Origin of the sequence: Geobacter sp. AOG2 (assembly GCF_019972295.1) — a bacterium.
Classification (GTDB): domain Bacteria; phylum Desulfobacterota; class Desulfuromonadia; order Geobacterales; family Pseudopelobacteraceae; genus Oryzomonas.
The window spans coordinates 848,656-868,554 of record NZ_BLJA01000001.1 but is presented as its reverse complement, the minus strand read 5'-3'; the positions used below and the strand labels follow the sequence as shown (position 1 = coordinate 868,554).

The window sequence follows — 19,899 nt, the reverse complement described above, 5'->3', positions numbered from 1 at the left end:
TACCGACCATGGCAAAGAAAGAAAAATCAGAGTACCTCATTCAGGCCGTCTCCCACGCCTTGGACCTCTTGGAACAATTTCACGGGGAAACGGACGAACTGGGGGTCACCGAACTCAGCAAGCGGCTGAAGCTTCACAAAAACAACGTCTTCAGGCTTCTTGCGACACTGGAGTCACGGGGCTACATCGAGCAGAACCGGGTGACCGAGAACTATCGCCTCGGCCTCAAGACCCTTGAACTCGGACAAACCTTCATCCGCCAGATGGGCCTTCTGCGCCAGTCGAAACCGGTTCTGGAATCGCTGGTCAAGGACTGCAACGAAACAACCTACGTGGCTATCCTCAAGGATTTCAACATCATCTATCTCGATGCCGTGGAGACCGACATGACCGTGCGCGTGGTGCCCCGGGTCGGTTCACGGTTGCCGGCCTACTGCACCGCCGCCGGCAAGGTTCAGATCGCCCATATGAGCGATGAAGAGCTGGAAAACTATCTCCCGACCAAAGAGCTGAAGCGCTATACGAAAAATACCGTCACCGACCGCGATGTCCTCAAGAAGCAGTTGAAGGCCATCGCCGAGCAGGGCTACGCTATCGACAACGAGGAACTCGATGTCGGCGTCAAGTGCGTCAGCGCCCCGATCCGCGACTATACCCGCCGGATCATCGGCGCGGTCAGCATCTCCGGCCCATCCATGCGCTTTACGGATGACCGGCTGGAGAAGGAACTCATCCCCCTGGTGACGAAGGCGGCCAAGGAGATATCCTCCAAACTTGGTTTTCAATAACGGCACCAACCTTCTCATATCCATAACGAGGGCGGCTTTCAGGCCGCCTTTGTCGTTTCCGCTTGAAGATATACCCGCCGTTGGCTACTATCCGGTTATCGCGGGAAGCCTTTTGAGGTACGAACATGCCGACTTATAAAGTGATCGAACTGGGTACCGTCACCGAGGAAGCCATCGAGGAGACGCTCAACGAGTGGACAGCCAAAGGATGGCGCTTCGACGGCATGCAGTTTGCCATGCGCGAATCCAGCCGGCGGCCGAGCATGGCCTTTGTGCTGTTCACGCTGGACCACGCGGAGAAGGACGTGCCATGAACAGCCACGACGACACCCTCTACCTGGTCGACGGCTCCTCCTACATCTACCGGGCCTACTACGCCATCCGTCACCTTTCCTCGCCCAGCGGCCATCCCACTAACGCCATCTACGGCTTTATCCAGATGCTGCTCAAGCTGATCAAGGACCATGATCCCAAACACCTGGCGGTGGTCTTCGACGCCGGCCGGATAACCTTCCGCACCGGGATCTACCCCGAATACAAGGCCAACCGGGCAGCCATGCCGGATGACCTGCGCCAGCAGGTCGGGCCGATCCGCGAAGTGGTGCGCGCCTTCAATATCCCGGCCCTGGAGTTGGAAGGGTTCGAGGCGGACGACATCATCGGCGCCCTGGCCGCCCGTTACAGCGCTCTGGGCGGCCGGGTCGTGGTAGTGACCGGCGACAAGGACCTGATGCAGATAGTGACGGAAAACGTTACCCTACTGGATACGATGAAGGACAAGCGGTCGGGCCTGGCTGAGGTGAACGAACGCTTCGGCGTCGGCCCCGACCTGGTCCCGGATATCCTCGGCCTGGCCGGCGACAGCTCGGACAATATCCCCGGCGTACCGGGCATCGGGGAGAAAACCGCCATCAAGTTGGTCCAGGAGTTCGGTTCGCTGGACGGGCTTTTGGAGCGGGCCGGCGAGGTCAAGGGAAAAAACGGCGAAAAGCTGCGGGAATTCCGCGACCAGGCGCTCCTGTCGCGCAAGCTGGCCACCATAGAGCGCAACGTCCCCCTGGAGATCGACCTGGACGAACTGGCCGCCCGGGAACCGGATACCCCGACCCTGAACGCTTTTTTCAAACAATACGGTTTCACCACCCTGATCAAGGAGTTGACCGGCCACGCCACCCTCTCCACCGAGAGCTACCGCACCGTCACCACGGCCCGGGATCTGGAGGCGTTGGCCGCAGCCCTGGAACAGGCCGGAGAATTCGCCTTTGACCTGGAGACCACCAGCCTCGACCCGCGCTTGGCCGAGATCGTCGGCCTGTCGTTCTCCTACAGCGATCACGAGGCCTGCTATATACCGGTGGGGCACGTAACCTCCCCCCCCTCCCAGGCGCCTCCCGCAGATGAAGGCTCGTTGTTCGCGTCCCACCATCACACCAGGGGCAAGGGTGAGGACGCCCCCCCCTTAGCCCCCAACCAACTCCCGCGGGACCAGGTATTGGAACGCCTGCGCCCTTTGTTCCTGAATCCGGAACTGCACAAGGTCGGACAGAATATCAAGTTCGACATGCAGGTGCTGGCCAACAGCGGCATCACGGTCGCAGGGGCCTGGTTCGACACCATGCTGGCCTCCTATGTGCTCAACCCGGCCCGGAGCGGGCACGGCCTGGACGCCTTGGCCCAGGAGCACCTCAACCACCGCATGATCAGTTACAGCGAGGTGACCGGAACCGGCAAGGGGCAGAAGAACTTTTCCCAGGTTGAGGTGGAGGCCGCCTCCCGCTATGCCTGCGAGGACGCCGACGCCACCTGGCTCCTGCGGCGCAAATTCGGACCGCAACTGGCCGAAACCGGCCTTGAGCGGCTTTTCCGCACCATAGAGATGCCGCTGGTCACGATCCTGGCCGACATGGAAAATTACGGGGTATTACTGGACAGGACCATGCTGAAGGAGCTTTCCGAGGACTTTTCAACCCGCCTGGCAGAGTTGGAGGTGCAGATATTCGCCGTTGCCGGCGCCCCCTTCAACCTCAATTCCCCCAAACAGTTGGGCGAGGTGCTCTTCGAGCGCATGGGGCTGAAGACCGGCAAGAAAACCAAGGGAAAGACCGGCTGGTCCACGGACAACGAGGTTTTGAGCGCTCTGGCCGAGGAACACGAGGTCGCCCGGCTGATCGTGGATTACCGCGGACTTACCAAACTCAAGTCAACCTACAGCGACGCCCTGGCGCGCCTGGTCTGCCCCAAAACCGGCCGGGTGCACACCTCCTACAACCAGACCGTCACCGCCACCGGGCGGCTCTCGTCCTCAGATCCCAATCTGCAGAACATCCCGGTCCGCACCGACGAGGGGCGCCGTATCCGCCACGCCTTCATCGCCCCGCCGGGGCATGTCATCCTCTCGGCCGACTACTCCCAGATCGAGCTGCGCGTGCTGGCCCACCTCTCCGGCGACCAGGTATTCTGCCACGCCTTCGCCCACGACGAGGACATCCACACCCGCACCGCGGCAGAGGTCTTCGGCCTGTTCCCCGAGATGGTCACCAGCGAGATGCGCCGCCAGGCCAAGACCATCAATTTCGGCATCATCTACGGCCAGGGGGCCTTTAGCCTGGCAAAGCAGTTGGGCATCGCCCGCAAGACCGCCGAGGAGTTCATCGCCGCCTACAAGGAACGCCACAGCGGCGCGGTCGGCTTCCTGGATTCCTGTATCCGCCAGGCGGAAGAGACAGGATACGTCACCACCATCCTGGGCAGGCGGCTCCCCATACCCGACATCCAGAGCACGAACGGCAACGTGCGGGCCTTTGCCCAGCGCAACGCCATCAACTACCCCATCCAGGGCTCGGCGGCAGACATCATCAAGAGCGCCATGATCCGGGTGGACGCACGGATACGGGCTGAGGGACTGAAAAGCCGTCTGACCATGCAGGTGCACGACGAACTGGTCTTCGAGATACCGGAGGAGGAACTGCTCCCCATGGAGTTGTTGGTGGAGGAGGAGATGTCCCGCGCCGTGGAATTGAAGGTGCCGCTCAAGGTGGATATCAGCTACGGGAAGAACTGGAGCGAGGCGCACTGATCCCTGTAATTGCGCCCTGCCCCGCGGACCTCCCAATTACAACGTCTGGGTGACCGTCTCAATGGTGACAGCCACGGTGGCCCGTGCCCACGCGAACTTCGCCTTGATTACATCGAAATCCGGTCCGGTAGTAATAAAATGCGCCGTACCCTTGATAAGGAAACCGATGCCCGGACCGAGATTGCCTGCTACCTTGCTGCTTCCCAACGTAATCAATACGTTGTTGTTGAAGGCGATGTTCGCCTCCGTGCGGTGCATGTAACCGGCAGGAATCAACAAGCGGCCATCCTCGGAGATTCTCACGTAACTGTTCCAGGTATTGACCATATGCGGACCTTCTTCTCCAAGGGTCGCAATGGCAACGACCCCATCGTGTTTCAGCACTTCCAACAGTTTATCCGGAATCATGATTTTCTCCTTAGACTCTCTTTAGTTTTATTGCATCCCAACAACTGGACCCATTCGATCAGGTGATATCTGCATTCCGTCAGGTGTCGGTTTCCCCTTGACGACCTTTCAAGGATGCCCTAGGCTTTTTTCCGAGACGGGCTGGAAACTACTCGGAGAAGTGGGGCGCCATGTTCATTCTGAATAACAACGGGGATATACCGCTCTACAAACAACTCTATAATCAGATAAGAGAACGAGTTCTCTCGGGGCAGATGTCCGCGGATTTCAAGCTCCCCTCCGTCAGGGATTTGGCTGACGAACTTTCGGTCAGCCGAAACACCGTGGAGGCTGCCTATCTCATGTGCGGGCTTGATGAACAGGACAAGTGGCCTAACGCCAGAAAAGAAATGGCAAAAAGGTACTGAACCTCTGCGAAGAATAAAGAGGTTATGGAGGTAAAATACGTCATTTACAAAAAACTGCCGGATAAAATTCACAGAGGCATTAATGATCCTCATAAGCAAAAAAGCCTACAATACTATTCTCCGGGCATTCGACTCAGGATACGGGTACTCCATGTGCCGGGCCGTGGCCCGCGCCACCTCCCCGCCATGGTAGCGGGCGACCACCGTGAGCGCCATGTCGATGCCGGCCGAGATCCCGGCGGACGTAACGACGCGCCCGTCCTCCACCACATGCTGGCCGTATTCCACCGTCACGGCGGGAAACGAGTCGCGCATCCAGTCCAGGGAGCGCCAGTGGGTCGTGGCATGCAGCCCGTCGAGCAGGCCGGCACAGCCCAACAGCATGGCCCCGGTACATACCGAGGTCAGCGTTTCCACCTCGGCATTGCGCTCGCGCAGCCATTGGAGCATCACCGGGTTGTCCAGTTCCCTCCGGGTACCCCAACCGCCCGGCACCACAAGGATATCCAGCCTCGGGCAGGTTGCGAAGGTGACGCCGGGCACGACCCTCATCCCGCCCGAGGTGGTGACGGGATCGTTGTTCTCGGCCACCAGCAACACCTCGAAGGGTGAGGGCTCCTCGCGTCGCTTTGCCTCGTTGAGCCGCACCGTGGAAAAGACCTCGAACGGTCCGCAGAAGTCGAGCACCTCAATCTCGTCGAACAGCACGATACCCACGCGTTTCCTGTCCATGAGCCCCTCCCGGCTCCCCCGGTTACGGTTTGCCGTGTTGATGGTCTTTCCGTGTCGCCTGGAACACGACCTCCAGCTTCAGGACCGCGCCCTGCCGCTCGACCTGCACGACCCCGCGGTCGCCGGGGTGTTTCTGCTGCACGGCATAGGTCAGGTCAAAGTTGTCGGTCAGCCTCTCGCCGTCGAAGGAAAGCAACAGGTCTCCCTGTTTCAGGCCCGTGCGGTCGGCGTTGGAACCGGGCAGCACCGCCTTCACTTCCAGACCGTGGCCGGTTCGCGCCGGTTCGATCATCACGCCGAGGCGGACCCCCGTCTCCGGCAGGTCCTCATAGGCCTGGTACACCTGGAAATCGTAGGGCACCATGGGGAAATCGGGAATATCGACGTGCATCAAACGGCTCTTCTTCTCGGGAGAGAGATTGATCTCCTTGCCGCCGATGATAACATAGGATGTGGGAAGGCGGCGGAAAACCCGGCGCGGAATGCCGAAACCGTTGCTGACATGATCGCCGCCGGCGACCACCAGCAGATGTTTGCCCTGTCCTGCCGGGCTTGCCAGGTAGCGGGCCGCCGATTCGGCCATGGTTTCGTCCCGCACGGTCTGGGCGTGGACAAAATTGTCGAGGACCATTCCCCCATGAATGTGATCGCCGAAGACGGCCGTCACCAAACCTCGCTCATACGGGTCGGCCAGGTCGAGTTCCGGCAATTGGGCCCGCTCTGCCGGGCTAAGCTGCTCCGGCGCCTTGCTGCGTACCGCCCGCACCAGGTTTTTCTCGGCATCCAGGGCGATGACCGGGATGTGCCGTTCGCGGGCAAAGTTCAGCAGGTCCCTGTAGTAGGCAAAATCCATATTCCAGATTTCGAACCAGCGGGATTCCTTGAGAAAGGCCTTTTCATCCAGCTTTCCGGCAACCCAGCGGTCAAGGATCGGCTGCTGGGACCGCACGAACATCTCCATGCCCAGCGCCACCCGGTCGGGATAGCGTTCGGCAAGGGCCTGAAGGACCTGGAGCTCCAAACGGTGGGAAGCCGGGTTGTCATGGGTCTCACCCACATAGACGATGCGTGCGTCTCCCGCTACGGCCAGCATCTGCTCCGGGCTGACCAGGATGCCGGTCGGCAGATGGACGACCTGGCCGATCCGGGGCGGCGCTGCGAGCGGATAGGGGTCCTGGGGGTCGCCCATTACCTGCCTGCCGACGGGGGCACAGGCGGTCATGGTGAACAGACTCAGGGCAACCATAGCTACCAATGGAAAGAAACGGGCCATGCGGCCTCCTCTTGGGAAAGAGATACGTGAACTTTTTTTCTTGCCTTGTCTTGTAGCCTAGAATAAATAAATCCAACCTACTTTACAATAGATCAATAGGCGACCCATGCATGCCGAAAAGCTCCAGGCCATAGTAATCTCGACCATCGATTACGGCGACAGCGACCGGATCGCATCGTTGTTTTCCCTGGAGCATGGCCGCATCAAGGCCTTTGCCCGCGGCGCGCGCACCAGCCGCAAGCGTTTCGGGGCGGCGCTGGAGGCCTTTGCCCGTATCGAGGCCCAGGTGCGGGTTAAAGACGGCCTTGCAGGTCTTCAACAGGCCGAGATCGTCACCATCTATCCCCGCATCCGCGGCGATCTGTCCGCCATTGCCCATGCGCTCTATGCCTGCGAGGTGGTGGAAGCCATGACCCCCGAAGGGCACCCGCTGCCGCGGCTCTACCGGTTACTGGCCGCATACCTGGACCGTCTGGAAATGGAAACGGCAGCCGATGATGGCGACCGCCGTTTTTTCGAGATCAACCTGTTGAATATCCTGGGCTATCGCCCCGCACTGGAGAGCTGTTCCCGTTGCAACGGACCCTTTGGGACAACCGGTGCATTGCTGCAGGAGAGCGGCGAGCCGGTGTGCCGGGCATGCGCCACGACCGGCAGGCCGCTGCACTCCGCGACCCTCAAGGCACTGAACGCCTGCATGGCGACCGGCACCTTCGGCAAGGTCGTTTTTCCAGCCGATCTCCTGGTGGAAGGGGGGATACTGCTGGACAGGTCCATCGCCACACATGCCGGACGTCGGCTGAAAAGCCTGGAGTTCTTGACGCAGGTCACACAGCCTGGGAGCCCGCCGGACTGAGGGGATCGCAGCAAACTCATTCCAGATCGGAAGGCCCCCTCGTTTTGTCCTCCTTTTTTCTGCCGTCCAGCAGGGCGCGCCAGCAATACCCGGCCGCAAAGCCGCCCACCGCTCCCGCCAGCAGGAACACGAACAACTGCATATCCCCCTCGCCGGTATCGATCAGCGGTTTTCTGGCCTCGCGGCCATGTTCCCTGGCGACCTTCTGGACAATGGTTTCATCGATCCCCTGCCACTGCTCCGCAGCCTGAGACACCGCTCCCATTGCCAGCAAAAACACGCTTATCATAATGATGGTGGTGTGGCGTCTCATCGTCCCCATCCCTCCGTACCCTCCAGGACCGTGCGGGAGAGCAGGTCCGGTCGTTTCCTGCGCAGCAGGGAGACCATGCCGGCGGTGATCGCGCCTTCGATGATCCCTAAAGGCAACTGGGTGGGGACGAACGCCAGGGCGATCTTGCCGGCCAGGGGCCAGAACGGGCTTGCGCCGCGAATGCCGGCGGCCAGGATCATGGCGGTCGTGGCGTACGTAGCCCAATCGGCCAGCAGGCCGGCTATGAACGCGGCCACGACCGACCCGGCGCCGCAGGCGCGTAATCCCCGAAATACGAAAAACCCGGTAAAGGAGCCGACAACCCCCATGGAAAAGAGGTTGGCACCCCAAGTGGTAAGGCCGCCATGGGAGAGAAAGAGTGCCTGGATCAAGAGAGCCACCGCCGCGACGACAACCCCCATTGCCGGGCCGAGAAGAATCGCGGCCAGCCCCGTACCGCAGGGATGGGAACAGGTTCCTGCGGTCGGCACCGGCACCGGCATGCAGGAGATGACGAATACCACGGCCGCCACCATCCCCACCAGGGGTTTGCTGGACAGGTCCCGGGCCGACCGCCGCGTCAGACTGCGCAACCCCAAGGCCAAAAAGGGCGCTGACGCGACAAACCAGAACGTTGCCCAGGAAAAAGGCAAAATTCCCTCGGAGATGTGCATGGCAAATGAGATGGACGGCAGAAGAACGACAGGCAGGACAACGGCTGACAACAGTAACGCTGGATGTTTCATGATACGCTCCCTTCCCCACGGTTGGAGTGTTTATGTGGCTTCCAGCCAGGTCTCCTGACTCGGGGATCGTCCCGTCACCGCGCCTTCCCATCCTTTGCGGACAGTGGCCTTATGCGGTGGCAGTCCCCCCTCACAGTTGCGGGGCAGCGCCGGATTCGCACCGGCTTCCCTTGAACCGGAAGCAGTTTCTTCCATTTTGTAGCATGGCGAACGGCAAAAGACAACCCGAATCCGCAACGCCTGAATGGCGGATCAAGCGCCATGCCAAGCGCAGGGAACCGTGAAAGCGCCACGGATTCAGGGGCGCCTCACCTGCTGCCATAACGCCGGCAGGCGGCCGTGAAAGTGGGCGCGATCCCGTCATTGCTGCCGAAATGCAGGTGGATGTAGGACGCCAGGCAGTTTTGGAGACGATACCCCTCCCGGCCCAGTTCCTTGCCCTGCCGGGACACCCGGTAACAGCGCTCGACGGCATCCGGCATCGTCCCGACCTCGGAATAGTGGAACTCGTGACCGCGGGCGCCGTCGGCGGCGATCACACCGAAAGCTGCCGTGAATTCGACCTGGCGATACCCGAGCGCCTTACGTTTCGGCAACATGCGCGCCCGCACCGGGAAGATGCCGACGAAATCGGCCTCCTGCCGCCCCTCCCCGGACTCCATGCCCCGGGTCAGGTAGATGAAGCCGCCGCACTCCGCATACACCGGCATGCCCGCCTCGACAGCATCCCGCACGGCCGCCTTCATGGCGCTGTTGGCGGCCAGGCGTTCGGCATACAGCTCCGGGTACCCTCCCGGCAGGTAGATGCCGTGGATACCGGGCGGCAGGTGCACATCTGCCAGCGGCGAGAACGGGACCACTTCGGCGCCGGCCTCCCGCAGCAACCGCAGGTTGTCTTCGTACACGAAGCAGAAGGCCGCGTCACGCGCCACGGCGATACGGACCGGAGAACGTTCCTCGAGCCTCTCTTTTTCAAAGGGTGCGGCATCGTCATTGGCCGGCAGGGGGGGTTCTCCCCCCTTTGAAAAAGGGGGCGCGGTGAGGATGTGAATGTCAGCCAGCCCCGCCATATCCAGGCAGTTTTCCGCCACGTCGGCCAGCCGTTCCAGATAGTCGGGCGACAGCGGGTTATCCTCGGCCGTGACCAGCCCCAGGTGGCGCGAGGGAATCCCCAGGGAATCGTCACGGGGGATGCAGCCGAACACCGTCAGTTCCGGCAGCGCCGTTGCCACGGACCGGCACAGCAATTCTCCGTGGGACGGACTTCCCACATTGTTGAAGATCACGCCGGCAATCCTGACGCGTTCGTCGTACCCGACGAACCCTTTGACCAACGCCGCCGCACTGGCCGCCATGCCGCGGGCATTGACCACCAGTACCACCGGCAGGCCGCAAACGGCGGCCACCTGGGCGCTGCTCCCCTCCATGGGCGCGTGGCCGATGCCGTCGAACAGCCCCATCACCCCCTCCACCACCGCCACGTCGGCTCCGCTCGCATGCAGCCGGAAGGTACCGGCCACGAACGGTTCGGGGCACATCCAGCCGTCCAGGTTGACGGAGGGGCGACCGGTGACCAGGCGGTGATAACCGGGGTCGATGAAATCGGGCCCGCACTTGAAGGGCGCAACCGCCATCCCGCGACGCCTGAAGGCCGCCATGACGGCCAGGGCCACGGTGGTCTTGCCGGAACCGCTCTGGGGAGCGGCCAGGAGGAAACCGCGCCGGGTCATCGCAGCGACTTTCTTGCGCCGCCGTACTGGAAAAACGCGATCAAGTGGAACTCTTCCTTGTCGTAGTTCCGGGGGAACGACCCCACCGGACCGATGGCGCGCAGGGTGCGCATGACCTCGTCATCCAGTATCCGAGCGCCGGAACTTTCCAGCAACTCCACCTTGGTGATCTCGCCGTGCCGGTTGAAGGTTATCCGTACCGGCGTCACGCCCTCGATCCCGTTCTGGGCCGCCTCCTGCGGATAACGCCAGACGCCGTACACGGCGGTCTCGAACCGGCGGAGGAATGAACCGAACTGGATATCGTCGCTGTTGAGGAAACGGGTATCCCCTTCGGCCACGTCGTTCTCGAATTTGCGACGATACCCCTCTTCCAGTTTGGCCAGACGTTGCGCGCCCGGAAAAAGCTGGGGCCGGGCGATCTGCGGTACGCTCTGGGACTTCGGCCTGAGCAGGCTCGCCACCGACGAACCGGGTGTCAGCGGGGCTTCCTGGCGTTTCGAAGGCAACGGCAGGGCCTGTCTGGCCGGAGGGGCTTGACGTTGTGCGCTCTTCCCGGCCTCCTGGGGTTGCGGCCTTGCGGCCGGCCGTGGCGCCGGCCCGAAGCTGTCCCGGGGGGCATTCCCCCGGGGAGCCATCTCTTTCGGAACACGCTGCCGTTGCTCGGAGAAACGTTTTGTCTCCTGTTGCCGTGGCGCCATCTGCGGCTTCGGTTCCGGCATCTGCTGCAGGTCGATGAAGACCGGTTCCTTGGGAGGCGGTTTTTGTTCGTGGGGCAGATAGTATATCAACGCAAACATGCCGACATGCAGCGCCACGGAGATTACCAGAAGGTAGATAAAGGTTTTTTCGATATATTTGTCAGACATGCAGGATGGTCACTCGGAAAAAAGATAGAACAAACCGGATATGCCGCCGTCGCGCGGGGGCTACTCCCCCTCGGGCATGGGAACGGCTTGGAAACCCCGGTCGTAGTTCAGTACCGCATCGTTTTGCTTGCTGGTTTCGGCACGAAGGTACATCAGGATTTCCTTCAAGCTTTCCAGGATGATATGCTCCGCTTTGGGAAATTCGGACGGATCAAGCTCCAGCGTTACCGTACTCTGATAATCGGTGTTTCGCAAGTGGTTCAGGAAGCGGGTCAGCGGCAGCATGCCGTGCCCCGGCAAAAGATGCTCACGTCCCTGCCCGTAATCGGAAAAATGGATGTTCCTGATACGGCCGGTTTCATAGAACAGATAAAAGTCATTGATGAAATTGGCCTTACCCGATCCCATATGGGTGCAGTCGAAGGTCATGAACAGGTTGTGATCACGGATAAACTCGATCATCCGGTGGGTGGCGGATAGAATGTTGGGGTTTATCTTCATCCTGCCGACCCACGGCATGTTCTCGATAGTAACGGCCACCTGGCCGTCCATTCCCACGACCTTCTGAAAATCCGTCACACTGTAGAGCCAGCGCCAATACGTAATCTCCAGTCCCATCCATGACGGCGGGTGAAAGTTCACCAGCGGAATGCCGCATTCCGCCGCCAGGCTCACGCTCCGCCGCAACGAATCAGCCGGACCGCCCCAGCCGTCCAGCGGCATGAAGGGCGCATGGATGGAGTGGATCACCGTTATCTGCTGAAGGGATCTGATCAGCTTGACCGGATTGATCTTCTGGAAGTCCTGGCTGATGATCAGTTCCACACCATCGAAGCCGGCCGCCGCCGCAAGCTCGAAGACCCGCGGAAGCGGAAGCGTGAAGAGACTTCCTGTGGAGAGGGAGATCAGCATGAGGCCTACTCTTCGACCACGCGATAGGCGGCGCTCACCCGCCGCTGGACGTTGTCGATGGTCTCCAGCGCTTCCCTGAGCATCAAGCGCGTTTTTTCGTCCAGGGCGGCAACATCCAGATACATGGCCGCCGCGCTATCCCGGCCCGGAAACATCTCCCGTTCCCGCATCAGCCGCAACTCGTTCAGGGTATGCCAGGATTGCAGCAATCGTTCGGCAGCATCCACATCCAATGCCCGGTGCACGAGCAGCGCCCGGATGCGCTGGGGGATTTCTACGGCATCGACCCGGTTGATCAGGGCCAGTGCGGTAACCGTAGCCGAGAGCGGCAGAAGGCCATGCTCGAACAATCTGAACAGCCCGCTGTACGGACCGCCCCTCTCAAGGCGCCAGCCCCCCATGATACCCAGGCCGTTGGACAGGTCCAACAGACGGGAGACAAGGTCGCCTATGGCACGGCGGCTCTGCTGGAGCTGCGACAGCACCAAAGCCCTGAATTCCCCCTCCATCGCCGGGGTTTGCAGAAGGGCCTCGTGATCGGCCCACCTGAGCAGTTCGACCAACTCCCGTCGCTTGCCCCGCGCCAAGCCCTGCTCCAAACGCCGGCTCCACTCCGGCAGGCTCCCCCGCCAGGAGGAATTCACGAGAGCGATATCGCCGTTAACACGCAGGCCGCACGTTGCAAAGCCCTCCTGGAGAATGTCGCAGTAACGGGAAACCTCGTCCAAGTCGCCATTAGCGGCCCGCCCGAAGACCAACGCCACCTGCAACGGACAGAAGGGTGAGAATTCCCGGCGGCCGGCCGGACCCAGCGCCAGGGGCATCATGTCGGGCAGCCGCTTGCCGGAGGGGCCGAGCCGTTTCAGGGCATAACGGTGCAAGGAACCGGCCAGAGCGTGCAAAAAGTGCGTGCTGAAATGATAAAAGGCCACGGCGGAACCGTAGCAGCCAAAATGGTCGTAGAGTTCGGCATAGAAGTCGTCGCAAAGTTCCCCAAGACGGACAGGGTCCGCGCTTGCCGCCGTCTGGTCGACAATCCGCTCAAGCCGCGCCACACGTTCGTCATTGGCGGCGGCAAGGGTTTCAAGGGCTTGGCAGGCCTCGTCAAACAGCCCTTCCGCCTCCTCGGAGCGGCACGAAACACTCCGTTCCAGAAGCGCTTGGCGAAAATCGGCGCCAAACTCTCCGGCAGCCCGGCAGGCACTGATATCGCCACTTTTTGACGTGACCAGGACCGCCATCACTCCTCCGTAGTGTCATGTACGTTGCGGGCCAGAAAGCGCCTGATCTCTTCACTCGGAGGGGATGTCAGGAGCGAAACCGCCACCATGACCAGGATCACCAGCGGCGCGCCGATGAAGGCCGACGAGGTGGCGGGCGGCAGAGCGGAGAGAAACGGCAGAGCCCCGGCCATGAAGGGGACAAAGGTGATCACTACCCCGGCCAGCATCCCGCTGATGACCCCGGCGGCGTTAGCCCTGCCCCACCAGATTCCCAACAGAAAGGCGGGAAAGATGGTGTTGCCGGCCAAGGCAAAGGCCAGGGCCGCAATCTCGGCGATCATACCCCACGGCCTGAGGGACAATGCCATGACGATCACGGCCAGGGCCAGAAAAAAACCCTTGGCTGCGTAGACCTTGTCCACCTCACTGGCATTCGGTCTGATCAGGCGGGGATAGATATCGTAGGAAAATGAGGCCGAACCGGTCAGGAGCAGGCCCGCTACCGTGGAAAAGGCGGCGCTCATCCCGCCGGCGGCCAACAGGCCGATGCACCAGAGGGGCAGGCCGCTGTAACGTACGGCGGAAAGCACGGCCATATCCGCCACCATCGGGTCGGTGCTGTTCAGTACGATGCCGCCGCGCGCCTCGAACAGCCTGGCCAGGACGCCATAGGCCGGGGCCGACCAGTAGATGAGGGCGATGAAGAACAATCCCCATACCACCCCCCAGCGGGCGTCACGGATACCGGGTACCATGTAGAAGCGGGAGAGCACGTGGGGCAGGCCGGCCGTGCCGAACATGAGGGTAAAGCAGAGCGCCAGCCAGTGGAAGGACGATACCGTGGCGAACGGCTCCGACCAGGCAAAGCCGAATTGCTGTTGCAGGTCGCGGATGGCAGCACCGTAGCCGAACTGGGGGAGTATCCAGAAATACCCCAGCTTGCGGGCCATGAGCATCAGCGGCAGGATAAAGGCGGTGATCAGCACGAAATACTGCAGTTTCTGATTCCGCGCGACCCCGAGGGCGCCGGATACGACCACGAACCCCACCACCAGCGCGGCACCGACGATCACCGCCGGGGTATAGGCAATCCCGAACAGCCATGAGACGATCAGGGCAATGCCGCGGAACTGGGCGACACCGTAGATGATGGTGATAACAATGGCAATGATTGCCGCCAGGGTACGGGCGGCCTCGGATTCATAGCGAAAACCGACGAAATCGGGAGCCGTGTACTTGCCGAAGCGCCGGATCTGCGTGGCCATCAGCACCAGCAGCAACACGTAGCCTCCGGTCCAGCCGACCACGAAGGCCATGGCGTAGTACCCCTTGAGGTAGAACATGCCGGCCAATCCCAGAAAGCTGGCGGCGCTCATCCAGTTGCTGGCGATGGCAGCGCCGATGCCGATCCGCCCGGTGTACCCGCCGGCAACGCCGTATTCCGACGCCTGCCTGCTGCTGGTACGCAATCCCGAAGCAATGAACAGGGCAAACATCCCGACCACGATGGCCAGGGGCACGAGCTGTACCGCGGATTCGGCCATTTAGTCCTCCTCCCGGCCGGAACGGATGCGGAAGCGCAGAGCCCCGTCCAGACGGCGGGCCGCATGGCGGTCCATCCAGATATTGAAAAGTACGCAGAGGATGATAAACCAGAGCGGCAACAACTGGCCGGTCAGCCAGAAATGGATGGGAAGATTGAAGAAGGTCATCTCGTTGAGCAGCAACTCGGAATAGTTGACCTCCAGCAGGTAAACAAATGCCTGGGTGCCGACGATGGCGACAAACCAACCCGCGAGAACCAGCCAGATAACCCGAACCTCGCCACGCATGGCGGTTCCGCGCGGCCTGAAAAAGCTGATTTCCTTGTCCGTTCTGGATTCCTCCATGGCTTTACCCCCGTTTTCGGCGCCCTGTTATGAAACTCTGCGGTAATGGATAAAGTAAATCTGCTTGCCGGCATCCATGAACTTGAGCATGTACTTGGAAAGCGGATAGCCTTCAAGGGCATGCCGATAAGGATCGGGAGAGAGGACATTGACGAAGCCGGGCATCTCCGGCATCAGCCGGGCCACGTCCTCGCCGTAGTCGTCGAAATCGGTGGCGAAATGAAAATCGCCACCGGGCAGCATGAATTCCGACAGGTAGCCGACGAATTCCCCATTGACCAGCCGCCGCTTGCGGTGTCGCTTTTTGGGCCATGGATCGGGGCAGTTGATGACGACCGCCTGCAACGAACGGCGGGGGATGCAGCGTTCCATAAAGGAGCGCGCTTCGGCGCGGACGACCCGCACGTTGTCCAGCCCGGCCTTATCGACCCGTTTGGAGGTCTTCAGGCACCCCTTATTGTAATAGTCCACGGCTATGAAGTTCCAGTCGGGGTGCAACTGCGCCATCTGGGCCACGAAATGCCCCGTACCGCATCCGATCTCCAGCGCCAGGGGATTGCCGTTACCAAAGATCTCGTTCCAGGCCGGCATGGAAGCCAGCGACTCAGCGTCGATAAACCGGGGGGAGGTTATGGGAATAAGCGTCACACATTCACCTGTTACCTATTAAATCGTTATAACTTACCACATTTCGCGACAATTATTCACCGCTTTTTGTTCTCAGCCGCAAAATAGCATCAATCGTGCAAATCACACCGGTCATACGGCACTATCCGGTACTTTCACCTTAACATTTTTTCCGCGCTATGATATAGATGTTCAGCTATTACGCTGTATCGGAGAACACATGGAAATATTTGGCGGTTTCATGGTGATGATGAGCATTATCGGCTTCTTTTTAGCGGTCATCTGGCTCATTATGCCGTTCGTGGTGTTCGCCATCAAGGGGAAACAGGACCGCACGCTGGAAGTGATGGAGCGTATCGAAAAACGGCTGGGGGAGGTGGAAGCCCGGCTGGCGGTACTCCGACAGGTTGACCGGCCCGTTGCAGCCGAACATGCTCCGCCTGTTCCGGACGCCACGACGCAGGGCGAAGGCCGGCCGGATGATGCGCCCGCCTCCCCCACCCTTGCCTGAACAACCTTTTTACGATAGTATTCACCGCACCAATATGAATCGGAGGACATACGAGATGCCGTTGTTGCAGGGCAAAAAAGTAGTAATTTTCGGGGTTGCAAACGAAAAAAGCATTGCCTGGGCCATTGCCCGGGCTTTTCATGAACAGGGCGCCGAGCTGGCCGTTACCTATGCCAATGAGGCGATCGAAAAAAGGGTCCGACCCCTGGCGGAATCGTTGAACGCCGCAGCGATCCTTCCGTGCAACGTCACCAGCGACGACGAGATCGCGGCGGTATTCACGGAACTGGGCAAGCGGTGGGACGGCATCGACATCATCATCCATGCCGTGGCCTTCGCCAACAAGGAAGAACTGAAAGGGACCATCGTCAATACCACCCGCGAGGGTTTTGCCACCGCCATGGACATCAGCGTCTATTCCTTCCTCGGCGTCCTGAAGGCGGCCCAGCCGCTGATGCAGGGACGCAATGGAGCGGCACTGACGCTTACCTACCATGGTGCCGTGAAGGTATTCCCCAGCTATAACGTCATGGGCGTTGCCAAGGCCGCCCTGGAGGCCTCCGTACGCTACCTGTCCGAGGCGCTGGGCCCCGAGGGCATCCGGGTCAACGCCATTTCCGCCGGGCCCATCCGTACCCTGGCCGCTTCCGGCGTGAACGGCTTCATCCAGATACTTAACCACGTCGAGTCCAAGGCTCCCCTGCGCCGCACCATCACCCAGGAGGATGTGGCCCGCTCCGCCGTCTACCTGTGCAGTGACATGGCCAGCGGCGTGACCGGCGAAATACACTACGTGGACGGTGGCTATAACGTGATCGGCTTGTAACCTGAATCCGTGACGCCTGAACGGCGGAGCGAGCGACAGGCCGGAGTCCAACGCCGCCCATGCAGCATCTTGCCTGCTTTGCCGTGCGTCCTCCGCTACCATGGAGACACGGTTGGCAATGCCGGACTGAGGCATGGTAAGCGAGAGGAGCCGTGAAGGTGTCACGGATTCAGGTGTACGTATAAACGAGGTAAAGGCAGGGATTACCCCTTTTCTCCCTTTACCCGATTTTCCCCGGAGCCTTCCCATCAAAGAACCTTACGGCAATCTCGCAGGACTCAAACAAAGCCAGATTCAGGCGCTGGAACGCCTCTACCGGAGGCGCGTCCCGCCCGCCGAGTTCTGCTCCTTTGAACTGGCCGCCCGCCTCGTCGAACTATCATCCGACATCCGCCGTCAGATCGGTATCCTGGTCAATCGCCAGGGCATGGTGGAATACGTCGTCGTGGGCGACGAAAAGGGGCTGGTCATACCGGAACTGCGCGACTATCCCCTGGGCAAGCATCCGCTACGGGGACTGCGCCTGATCCATACGCATCTCAAGAACGAGCCGGTCAGCGAAGACGACATCACCGACCTTTCCTTGCTGCGCCTCGACCTGCTGGCCGCCCTGTTCGTTACCCCGGCCAGGCAGCAGATTTCCGTCCAGATCGCCCATCTTTCCCCGGCCCACGGCGGCCCCTCGGCCGTGACCATGCCTGCCGCGCCTCTCGACCGCATCGACCTGGACCTCACCCACTTCATCCCCGAGCTGGAAGCCGACCTGGAACGCACCATGCGCGCCGCCGCCCATGCCGGAGACGCCGTCGAGCGCGCCATCCTGATCTCCGTCACCATCAGCGGGACGCGGCAGGAAGCGGAGGATTCCATCGCCGAACTGCGCGAACTGGCGAGGACCGCCAGCATCGAGGCCCTGGACAGCTTCATCCAGCGCCCGCGCAGCCTCAATCCCCGTTTCCTGATGGGCGAGGGCAAAATGCGCGACGTGGTCATCCGCGCCCTCCAGCGGGGCGCCACCATGCTGGTCTTCGATCAGGAGCTGACGCCGGCCCAGATCCGTTCCATATCGGCCATGACCGAGTTGAAGGTTATCGACCGCAGCCAGTTGATCCTGGACATCTTTGCCCGGCGGGCCAAAAGCCTGGACGGCAAGGTTCAGGTGGAACTGGCCCAGCTCAAGTACCTGCTGCCGCGCCTGACCGGACGGGGTGTGCAGATGTCGCGGCTGATGGGCGGCATCGGCGGGCGCGGACCGGGTGAGACCAAACTGGAAACCGACCGCCGCCGTATTCGCGACCGCATCGCCAGCCTGGAGCGGGAGCTGAAGGAACTGTCCCGGGGCCGCGACCAGCGCCGCCGCCAGAGGGTCAAGGCCGGTGTGCCGATCATCTCCATCGTCGGCTACACCAATGCCGGCAAATCCACCCTGCTGAACGCCCTGACCCGGAGCGAGGTCTTTACCGAAGATCTGCTCTTCGCCACCCTGGACACCTCCACCCGCCGCCTCCGCTTCCCCCGTGAACGGGAGGTGATCATCACCGATACGGTCGGCTTCATCCGTTCCCTGCCAAAGTCGCTGTTGGGCGCCTTCAAGGCCACCCTGGAAGAGCTGCGGGATGCCGATCTGCTGCTGCACGTGGTGGATGCGGCCAACCCGCGCTTCGAGGACCAGATCGCCCAGGTGAGGACCATTCTTACCGAATTGGAACTGGGAGACAAACCGGAGCTCTTGGTCTTCAACAAGGCCGACATCCTGAATGACCTGAAAAAGAAGGACACGGTAGCCTTCCTCAAGGTGCGTCAGATTGCCCGCACCAGAGGCGGGCTGACCATCTCGGCCCGGGACCGGAAGAGCCTGGCGCCGCTGGTTGAGGAGCTACAGCGGAGGTTCTGGCCATCCGAGCAGAACGATTTCCCGGCCCCTACTCAAACTGGGCCTTAAACTCCTCCACCACCTGTCGCAGACCTGCCACCTCCGCCCGGAGGAGCACAACCTCCTCTTCAAGCTTCCCAATCCGCTCATTCTCCGCCATCACCCGCTGCCGTGCCGCTTCGGGGGGCATGCCGCTTTCACCCGCTACGGACTCGGGCTCGCCATTCCAAAGCTGGGCATAGCGGGATTCCTTCCTCCCCGGTTGCCGCGGCAGGCGCACCACCAGCGGTGTATCGCGCCCCATCAGCTCCCCAAGCGCCTCCTCCACCGCCGTCAGGTCGGCAAAGGCGTGCATCCGCTCGCACCGGGTGCGCAACTCCCCCACAGTCTGGGGACCGCGCACCATCAACTCGCACACAAGGGCCAGCTCGGCCGGAACCAGGCCCAGCTTTTCAGCCAGCAGATGTCGGTACTTGGGCACCCGCCCGCCGTCCGCCGCCACCACCGCCATCTGCTTGAAGCGCAGGCCGTCCAGGGCCCGGACTACTTCTTCCTCGGCCAGGGCCATGATCGGGTCACGATTCGATTTCTGGTTGCAGGCATTGGTAAGGGCATTCAGGGTCAGGGGATAGTATTCCGGGGTGGTCATCTCCTTTTCGATCAGGCAACCAAGAACCCGTACCTCCACGCTATCCAGTAAATTGTCCACGGGAAACTCCTTTCTCACATCACTACATCCCGAAACCATACCGCCTGAACGGCGGATCAAACGAAAAGCAGGGGCAAGCGCCGCCGCTAATCTCATGCCGCTTTGCCGCATGAACGGCGCCACGGCTTCAG

At 61.2% G+C, this 19,899-nt stretch carries 21 protein-coding genes and 1 riboswitch; of the genes, 8 read left to right on the top strand and 13 right to left on the bottom strand.

From position 1 onward, the window contains the following. Window positions 1–8: 8 nt before the first annotated feature. The 3 genes from LDN12_RS03995 to polA all read left to right on the top strand — a co-directional run bounded on the left by LDN12_RS03995 (window position 9) and on the right by polA (window position 3,864). Window positions 9–788, top strand: a complete 780-nt coding sequence (locus LDN12_RS03995; RefSeq protein WP_223921395.1) for an IclR family transcriptional regulator — start codon at window positions 9–11, stop codon at window positions 786–788. 125 nt (window positions 789–913) lie between these two features. After that, window positions 914–1,102, top strand: coding sequence for a DUF4177 domain-containing protein (locus LDN12_RS03990; RefSeq protein ID WP_223921394.1), 189 nt, complete (start codon window positions 914–916; stop codon window positions 1,100–1,102). Beyond that, window positions 1,099–3,864 carry a DNA polymerase I gene (gene polA, locus LDN12_RS03985; protein ID WP_223921393.1) on the top strand — a complete coding sequence of 922 codons (2,766 nt, stop codon included), beginning with the start codon at window positions 1,099–1,101 and terminating at the stop codon, window positions 3,862–3,864. The genes LDN12_RS03990 and polA overlap by 4 nt, the downstream gene beginning before the upstream one ends. A gap of 36 nt (window positions 3,865–3,900) precedes the next feature. Here the strand turns inward: polA and LDN12_RS03980 are convergent, their stop codons facing one another. Next, on the bottom strand, window positions 3,901–4,272 hold the full coding sequence (locus LDN12_RS03980; RefSeq protein ID WP_223921392.1) for a pyridoxamine 5'-phosphate oxidase family protein: 372 nt from the start codon (window positions 4,270–4,272) through the stop codon (window positions 3,901–3,903). Window positions 4,273–4,442: 170 nt separating this feature from the next. On the opposite strand from LDN12_RS03980, the gene LDN12_RS03975 reads away from it, so the two are divergent. Further along, window positions 4,443–4,679, top strand: a complete 237-nt coding sequence (locus tag LDN12_RS03975; protein WP_223921391.1) for a GntR family transcriptional regulator — start codon at window positions 4,443–4,445, stop codon at window positions 4,677–4,679. 105 nt (window positions 4,680–4,784) lie between these two features. On the opposite strand, the gene LDN12_RS03970 is transcribed toward LDN12_RS03975, so the two are convergent. Both LDN12_RS03970 and LDN12_RS03965 read right to left on the bottom strand, forming a co-directional pair. Further along, window positions 4,785–5,411 (bottom strand): DJ-1/PfpI family protein, encoded by a 627-nt coding sequence (locus LDN12_RS03970; RefSeq protein ID WP_223921390.1) that lies wholly within the window; start codon window positions 5,409–5,411, stop codon window positions 4,785–4,787. 22 nt (window positions 5,412–5,433) lie between these two features. Then, entirely contained in the window at window positions 5,434–6,684 is a 1,251-nt protein-coding gene (locus tag LDN12_RS03965; RefSeq protein ID WP_223921389.1) for a ChaN family lipoprotein, read from the bottom strand. A 106-nt stretch (window positions 6,685–6,790) separates the two neighbouring features. Between LDN12_RS03965 and recO the strand changes: the two genes are divergently transcribed. Further along, window positions 6,791–7,540, top strand: coding sequence for a DNA repair protein RecO (recO, locus tag LDN12_RS03960; RefSeq protein ID WP_223921388.1), 750 nt, complete (start codon window positions 6,791–6,793; stop codon window positions 7,538–7,540). Window positions 7,541–7,556: 16 nt separating this feature from the next. Here recO and LDN12_RS03955 read toward each other — a convergent pair whose 3' ends face one another. From LDN12_RS03955 to trmB, 9 genes are all read right to left on the bottom strand, one after another. Further along, window positions 7,557–7,853: a cobalt ABC transporter permease gene (locus tag LDN12_RS03955; RefSeq protein WP_223921387.1), complete on the bottom strand. Its 297-nt coding sequence runs from the start codon at window positions 7,851–7,853 to the stop codon at window positions 7,557–7,559. Beyond that, the gene (locus tag LDN12_RS03950; protein WP_223921386.1) at window positions 7,850–8,599 is read right to left on the bottom strand and encodes an energy-coupling factor ABC transporter permease; all 750 of its coding nucleotides are present in this window, start codon (window positions 8,597–8,599) and stop codon (window positions 7,850–7,852) included. The genes LDN12_RS03955 and LDN12_RS03950 overlap by 4 nt, the downstream gene beginning before the upstream one ends. Before the next feature lie 26 nt (window positions 8,600–8,625). Beyond that, window positions 8,626–8,800, bottom strand: a riboswitch (cobalamin riboswitch). Between the two features lie 107 nt (window positions 8,801–8,907). Then, window positions 8,908–10,329: a cobyrinate a,c-diamide synthase gene (locus tag LDN12_RS03945; protein ID WP_223921385.1), complete on the bottom strand. Its 1,422-nt coding sequence runs from the start codon at window positions 10,327–10,329 to the stop codon at window positions 8,908–8,910. Beyond that, window positions 10,326–11,198: an energy transducer TonB gene (locus LDN12_RS03940; RefSeq protein WP_223921384.1), complete on the bottom strand. Its 873-nt coding sequence runs from the start codon at window positions 11,196–11,198 to the stop codon at window positions 10,326–10,328. Before LDN12_RS03940 ends, LDN12_RS03945 begins: the two co-directional genes overlap by 4 nt. A 60-nt stretch (window positions 11,199–11,258) precedes the next feature. Then, window positions 11,259–12,110 carry a sugar phosphate isomerase/epimerase gene (locus LDN12_RS03935; RefSeq protein WP_223921383.1) on the bottom strand — a complete coding sequence of 284 codons (852 nt, stop codon included), beginning with the start codon at window positions 12,108–12,110 and terminating at the stop codon, window positions 11,259–11,261. Between the two features lie 5 nt (window positions 12,111–12,115). After that, entirely contained in the window at window positions 12,116–13,351 is a 1,236-nt protein-coding gene (locus LDN12_RS03930) for a putative nucleotidyltransferase substrate binding domain-containing protein (protein ID WP_223921382.1), read from the bottom strand. Beyond that, on the bottom strand, window positions 13,351–14,877 hold the full coding sequence (locus LDN12_RS03925) for a cation acetate symporter (protein ID WP_223921381.1): 1,527 nt from the start codon (window positions 14,875–14,877) through the stop codon (window positions 13,351–13,353). Before LDN12_RS03925 ends, LDN12_RS03930 begins: the two co-directional genes overlap by 1 nt. Then, on the bottom strand, window positions 14,878–15,222 hold the full coding sequence (locus tag LDN12_RS03920; RefSeq protein ID WP_223921380.1) for a DUF4212 domain-containing protein: 345 nt from the start codon (window positions 15,220–15,222) through the stop codon (window positions 14,878–14,880). It abuts the gene before it with no gap. Window positions 15,223–15,249: 27 nt separating this feature from the next. Then, window positions 15,250–15,813 (bottom strand): tRNA (guanosine(46)-N7)-methyltransferase TrmB, encoded by a 564-nt coding sequence (trmB, locus tag LDN12_RS03915; protein ID WP_223924019.1) that lies wholly within the window; start codon window positions 15,811–15,813, stop codon window positions 15,250–15,252. A 256-nt stretch (window positions 15,814–16,069) separates the two neighbouring features. Between trmB and LDN12_RS03910 the strand changes: the two genes are divergently transcribed. From LDN12_RS03910 to hflX, 3 genes are all read left to right on the top strand, one after another. Beyond that, entirely contained in the window at window positions 16,070–16,360 is a 291-nt protein-coding gene (locus tag LDN12_RS03910) for a hypothetical protein (RefSeq protein ID WP_223921379.1), read from the top strand. 55 nt (window positions 16,361–16,415) lie between these two features. Further along, window positions 16,416–17,186 carry an enoyl-ACP reductase gene (locus tag LDN12_RS03905; RefSeq protein WP_223921378.1) on the top strand — a complete coding sequence of 257 codons (771 nt, stop codon included), beginning with the start codon at window positions 16,416–16,418 and terminating at the stop codon, window positions 17,184–17,186. Window positions 17,187–17,319: 133 nt separating this feature from the next. Further along, a complete protein-coding gene (gene hflX / locus LDN12_RS03900) occupies window positions 17,320–19,128 on the top strand; it encodes a GTPase HflX (protein WP_223921377.1) in 1,809 nt (602 codons plus the stop codon). On the opposite strand, the gene LDN12_RS03895 is transcribed toward hflX, so the two are convergent. Then, window positions 19,109–19,807, bottom strand: a complete 699-nt coding sequence (locus LDN12_RS03895) for a YceH family protein (RefSeq protein WP_374045077.1) — start codon at window positions 19,805–19,807, stop codon at window positions 19,109–19,111. The two genes, hflX and LDN12_RS03895, sit on opposite strands and share 20 nt — an antisense overlap. Between the last annotated feature and the right edge of the window lie 92 nt (window positions 19,808–19,899).

Excerpts from the sequence above, each read along its gene's own strand:
- LDN12_RS03995 (WP_223921395.1), top strand. The coding sequence starts at position 9 with ATGGCAAAGAAAGAAAAATCAGAGTACCTCATTCAGGCCGTCTCCCAC.
- LDN12_RS03990 (WP_223921394.1), top strand. The coding sequence starts at position 914 with ATGCCGACTTATAAAGTGATCGAACTGGGTACCGTCACCGAGGAAGCC.
- polA (WP_223921393.1), top strand. The coding sequence starts at position 1,099 with ATGAACAGCCACGACGACACCCTCTACCTGGTCGACGGCTCCTCCTAC.
- LDN12_RS03980 (WP_223921392.1), bottom strand. The coding sequence starts at position 4,272 with ATGATTCCGGATAAACTGTTGGAAGTGCTGAAACACGATGGGGTCGTT.
- LDN12_RS03975 (WP_223921391.1), top strand. The coding sequence starts at position 4,443 with ATGTTCATTCTGAATAACAACGGGGATATACCGCTCTACAAACAACTC.
- LDN12_RS03970 (WP_223921390.1), bottom strand. The coding sequence starts at position 5,411 with ATGGACAGGAAACGCGTGGGTATCGTGCTGTTCGACGAGATTGAGGTG.
- LDN12_RS03965 (WP_223921389.1), bottom strand. The coding sequence starts at position 6,684 with ATGGCCCGTTTCTTTCCATTGGTAGCTATGGTTGCCCTGAGTCTGTTC.
- recO (WP_223921388.1), top strand. The coding sequence starts at position 6,791 with ATGCATGCCGAAAAGCTCCAGGCCATAGTAATCTCGACCATCGATTAC.
- LDN12_RS03955 (WP_223921387.1), bottom strand. The coding sequence starts at position 7,853 with ATGAGACGCCACACCACCATCATTATGATAAGCGTGTTTTTGCTGGCA.
- LDN12_RS03950 (WP_223921386.1), bottom strand. The coding sequence starts at position 8,599 with ATGAAACATCCAGCGTTACTGTTGTCAGCCGTTGTCCTGCCTGTCGTT.
- LDN12_RS03945 (WP_223921385.1), bottom strand. The coding sequence starts at position 10,329 with ATGACCCGGCGCGGTTTCCTCCTGGCCGCTCCCCAGAGCGGTTCCGGC.
- LDN12_RS03940 (WP_223921384.1), bottom strand. The coding sequence starts at position 11,198 with ATGTCTGACAAATATATCGAAAAAACCTTTATCTACCTTCTGGTAATC.
- LDN12_RS03935 (WP_223921383.1), bottom strand. The coding sequence starts at position 12,110 with ATGCTGATCTCCCTCTCCACAGGAAGTCTCTTCACGCTTCCGCTTCCG.
- LDN12_RS03930 (WP_223921382.1), bottom strand. The coding sequence starts at position 13,351 with ATGGCGGTCCTGGTCACGTCAAAAAGTGGCGATATCAGTGCCTGCCGG.
- LDN12_RS03925 (WP_223921381.1), bottom strand. The coding sequence starts at position 14,877 with ATGGCCGAATCCGCGGTACAGCTCGTGCCCCTGGCCATCGTGGTCGGG.
- LDN12_RS03920 (WP_223921380.1), bottom strand. The coding sequence starts at position 15,222 with ATGGAGGAATCCAGAACGGACAAGGAAATCAGCTTTTTCAGGCCGCGC.
- trmB (WP_223924019.1), bottom strand. The coding sequence starts at position 15,813 with ATGCCGGCCTGGAACGAGATCTTTGGTAACGGCAATCCCCTGGCGCTG.
- LDN12_RS03910 (WP_223921379.1), top strand. The coding sequence starts at position 16,070 with ATGGAAATATTTGGCGGTTTCATGGTGATGATGAGCATTATCGGCTTC.
- LDN12_RS03905 (WP_223921378.1), top strand. The coding sequence starts at position 16,416 with ATGCCGTTGTTGCAGGGCAAAAAAGTAGTAATTTTCGGGGTTGCAAAC.
- hflX (WP_223921377.1), top strand. The coding sequence starts at position 17,320 with ATGGTAAGCGAGAGGAGCCGTGAAGGTGTCACGGATTCAGGTGTACGT.
- LDN12_RS03895 (WP_374045077.1), bottom strand. The coding sequence starts at position 19,807 with ATGGTTTCGGGATGTAGTGATGTGAGAAAGGAGTTTCCCGTGGACAAT.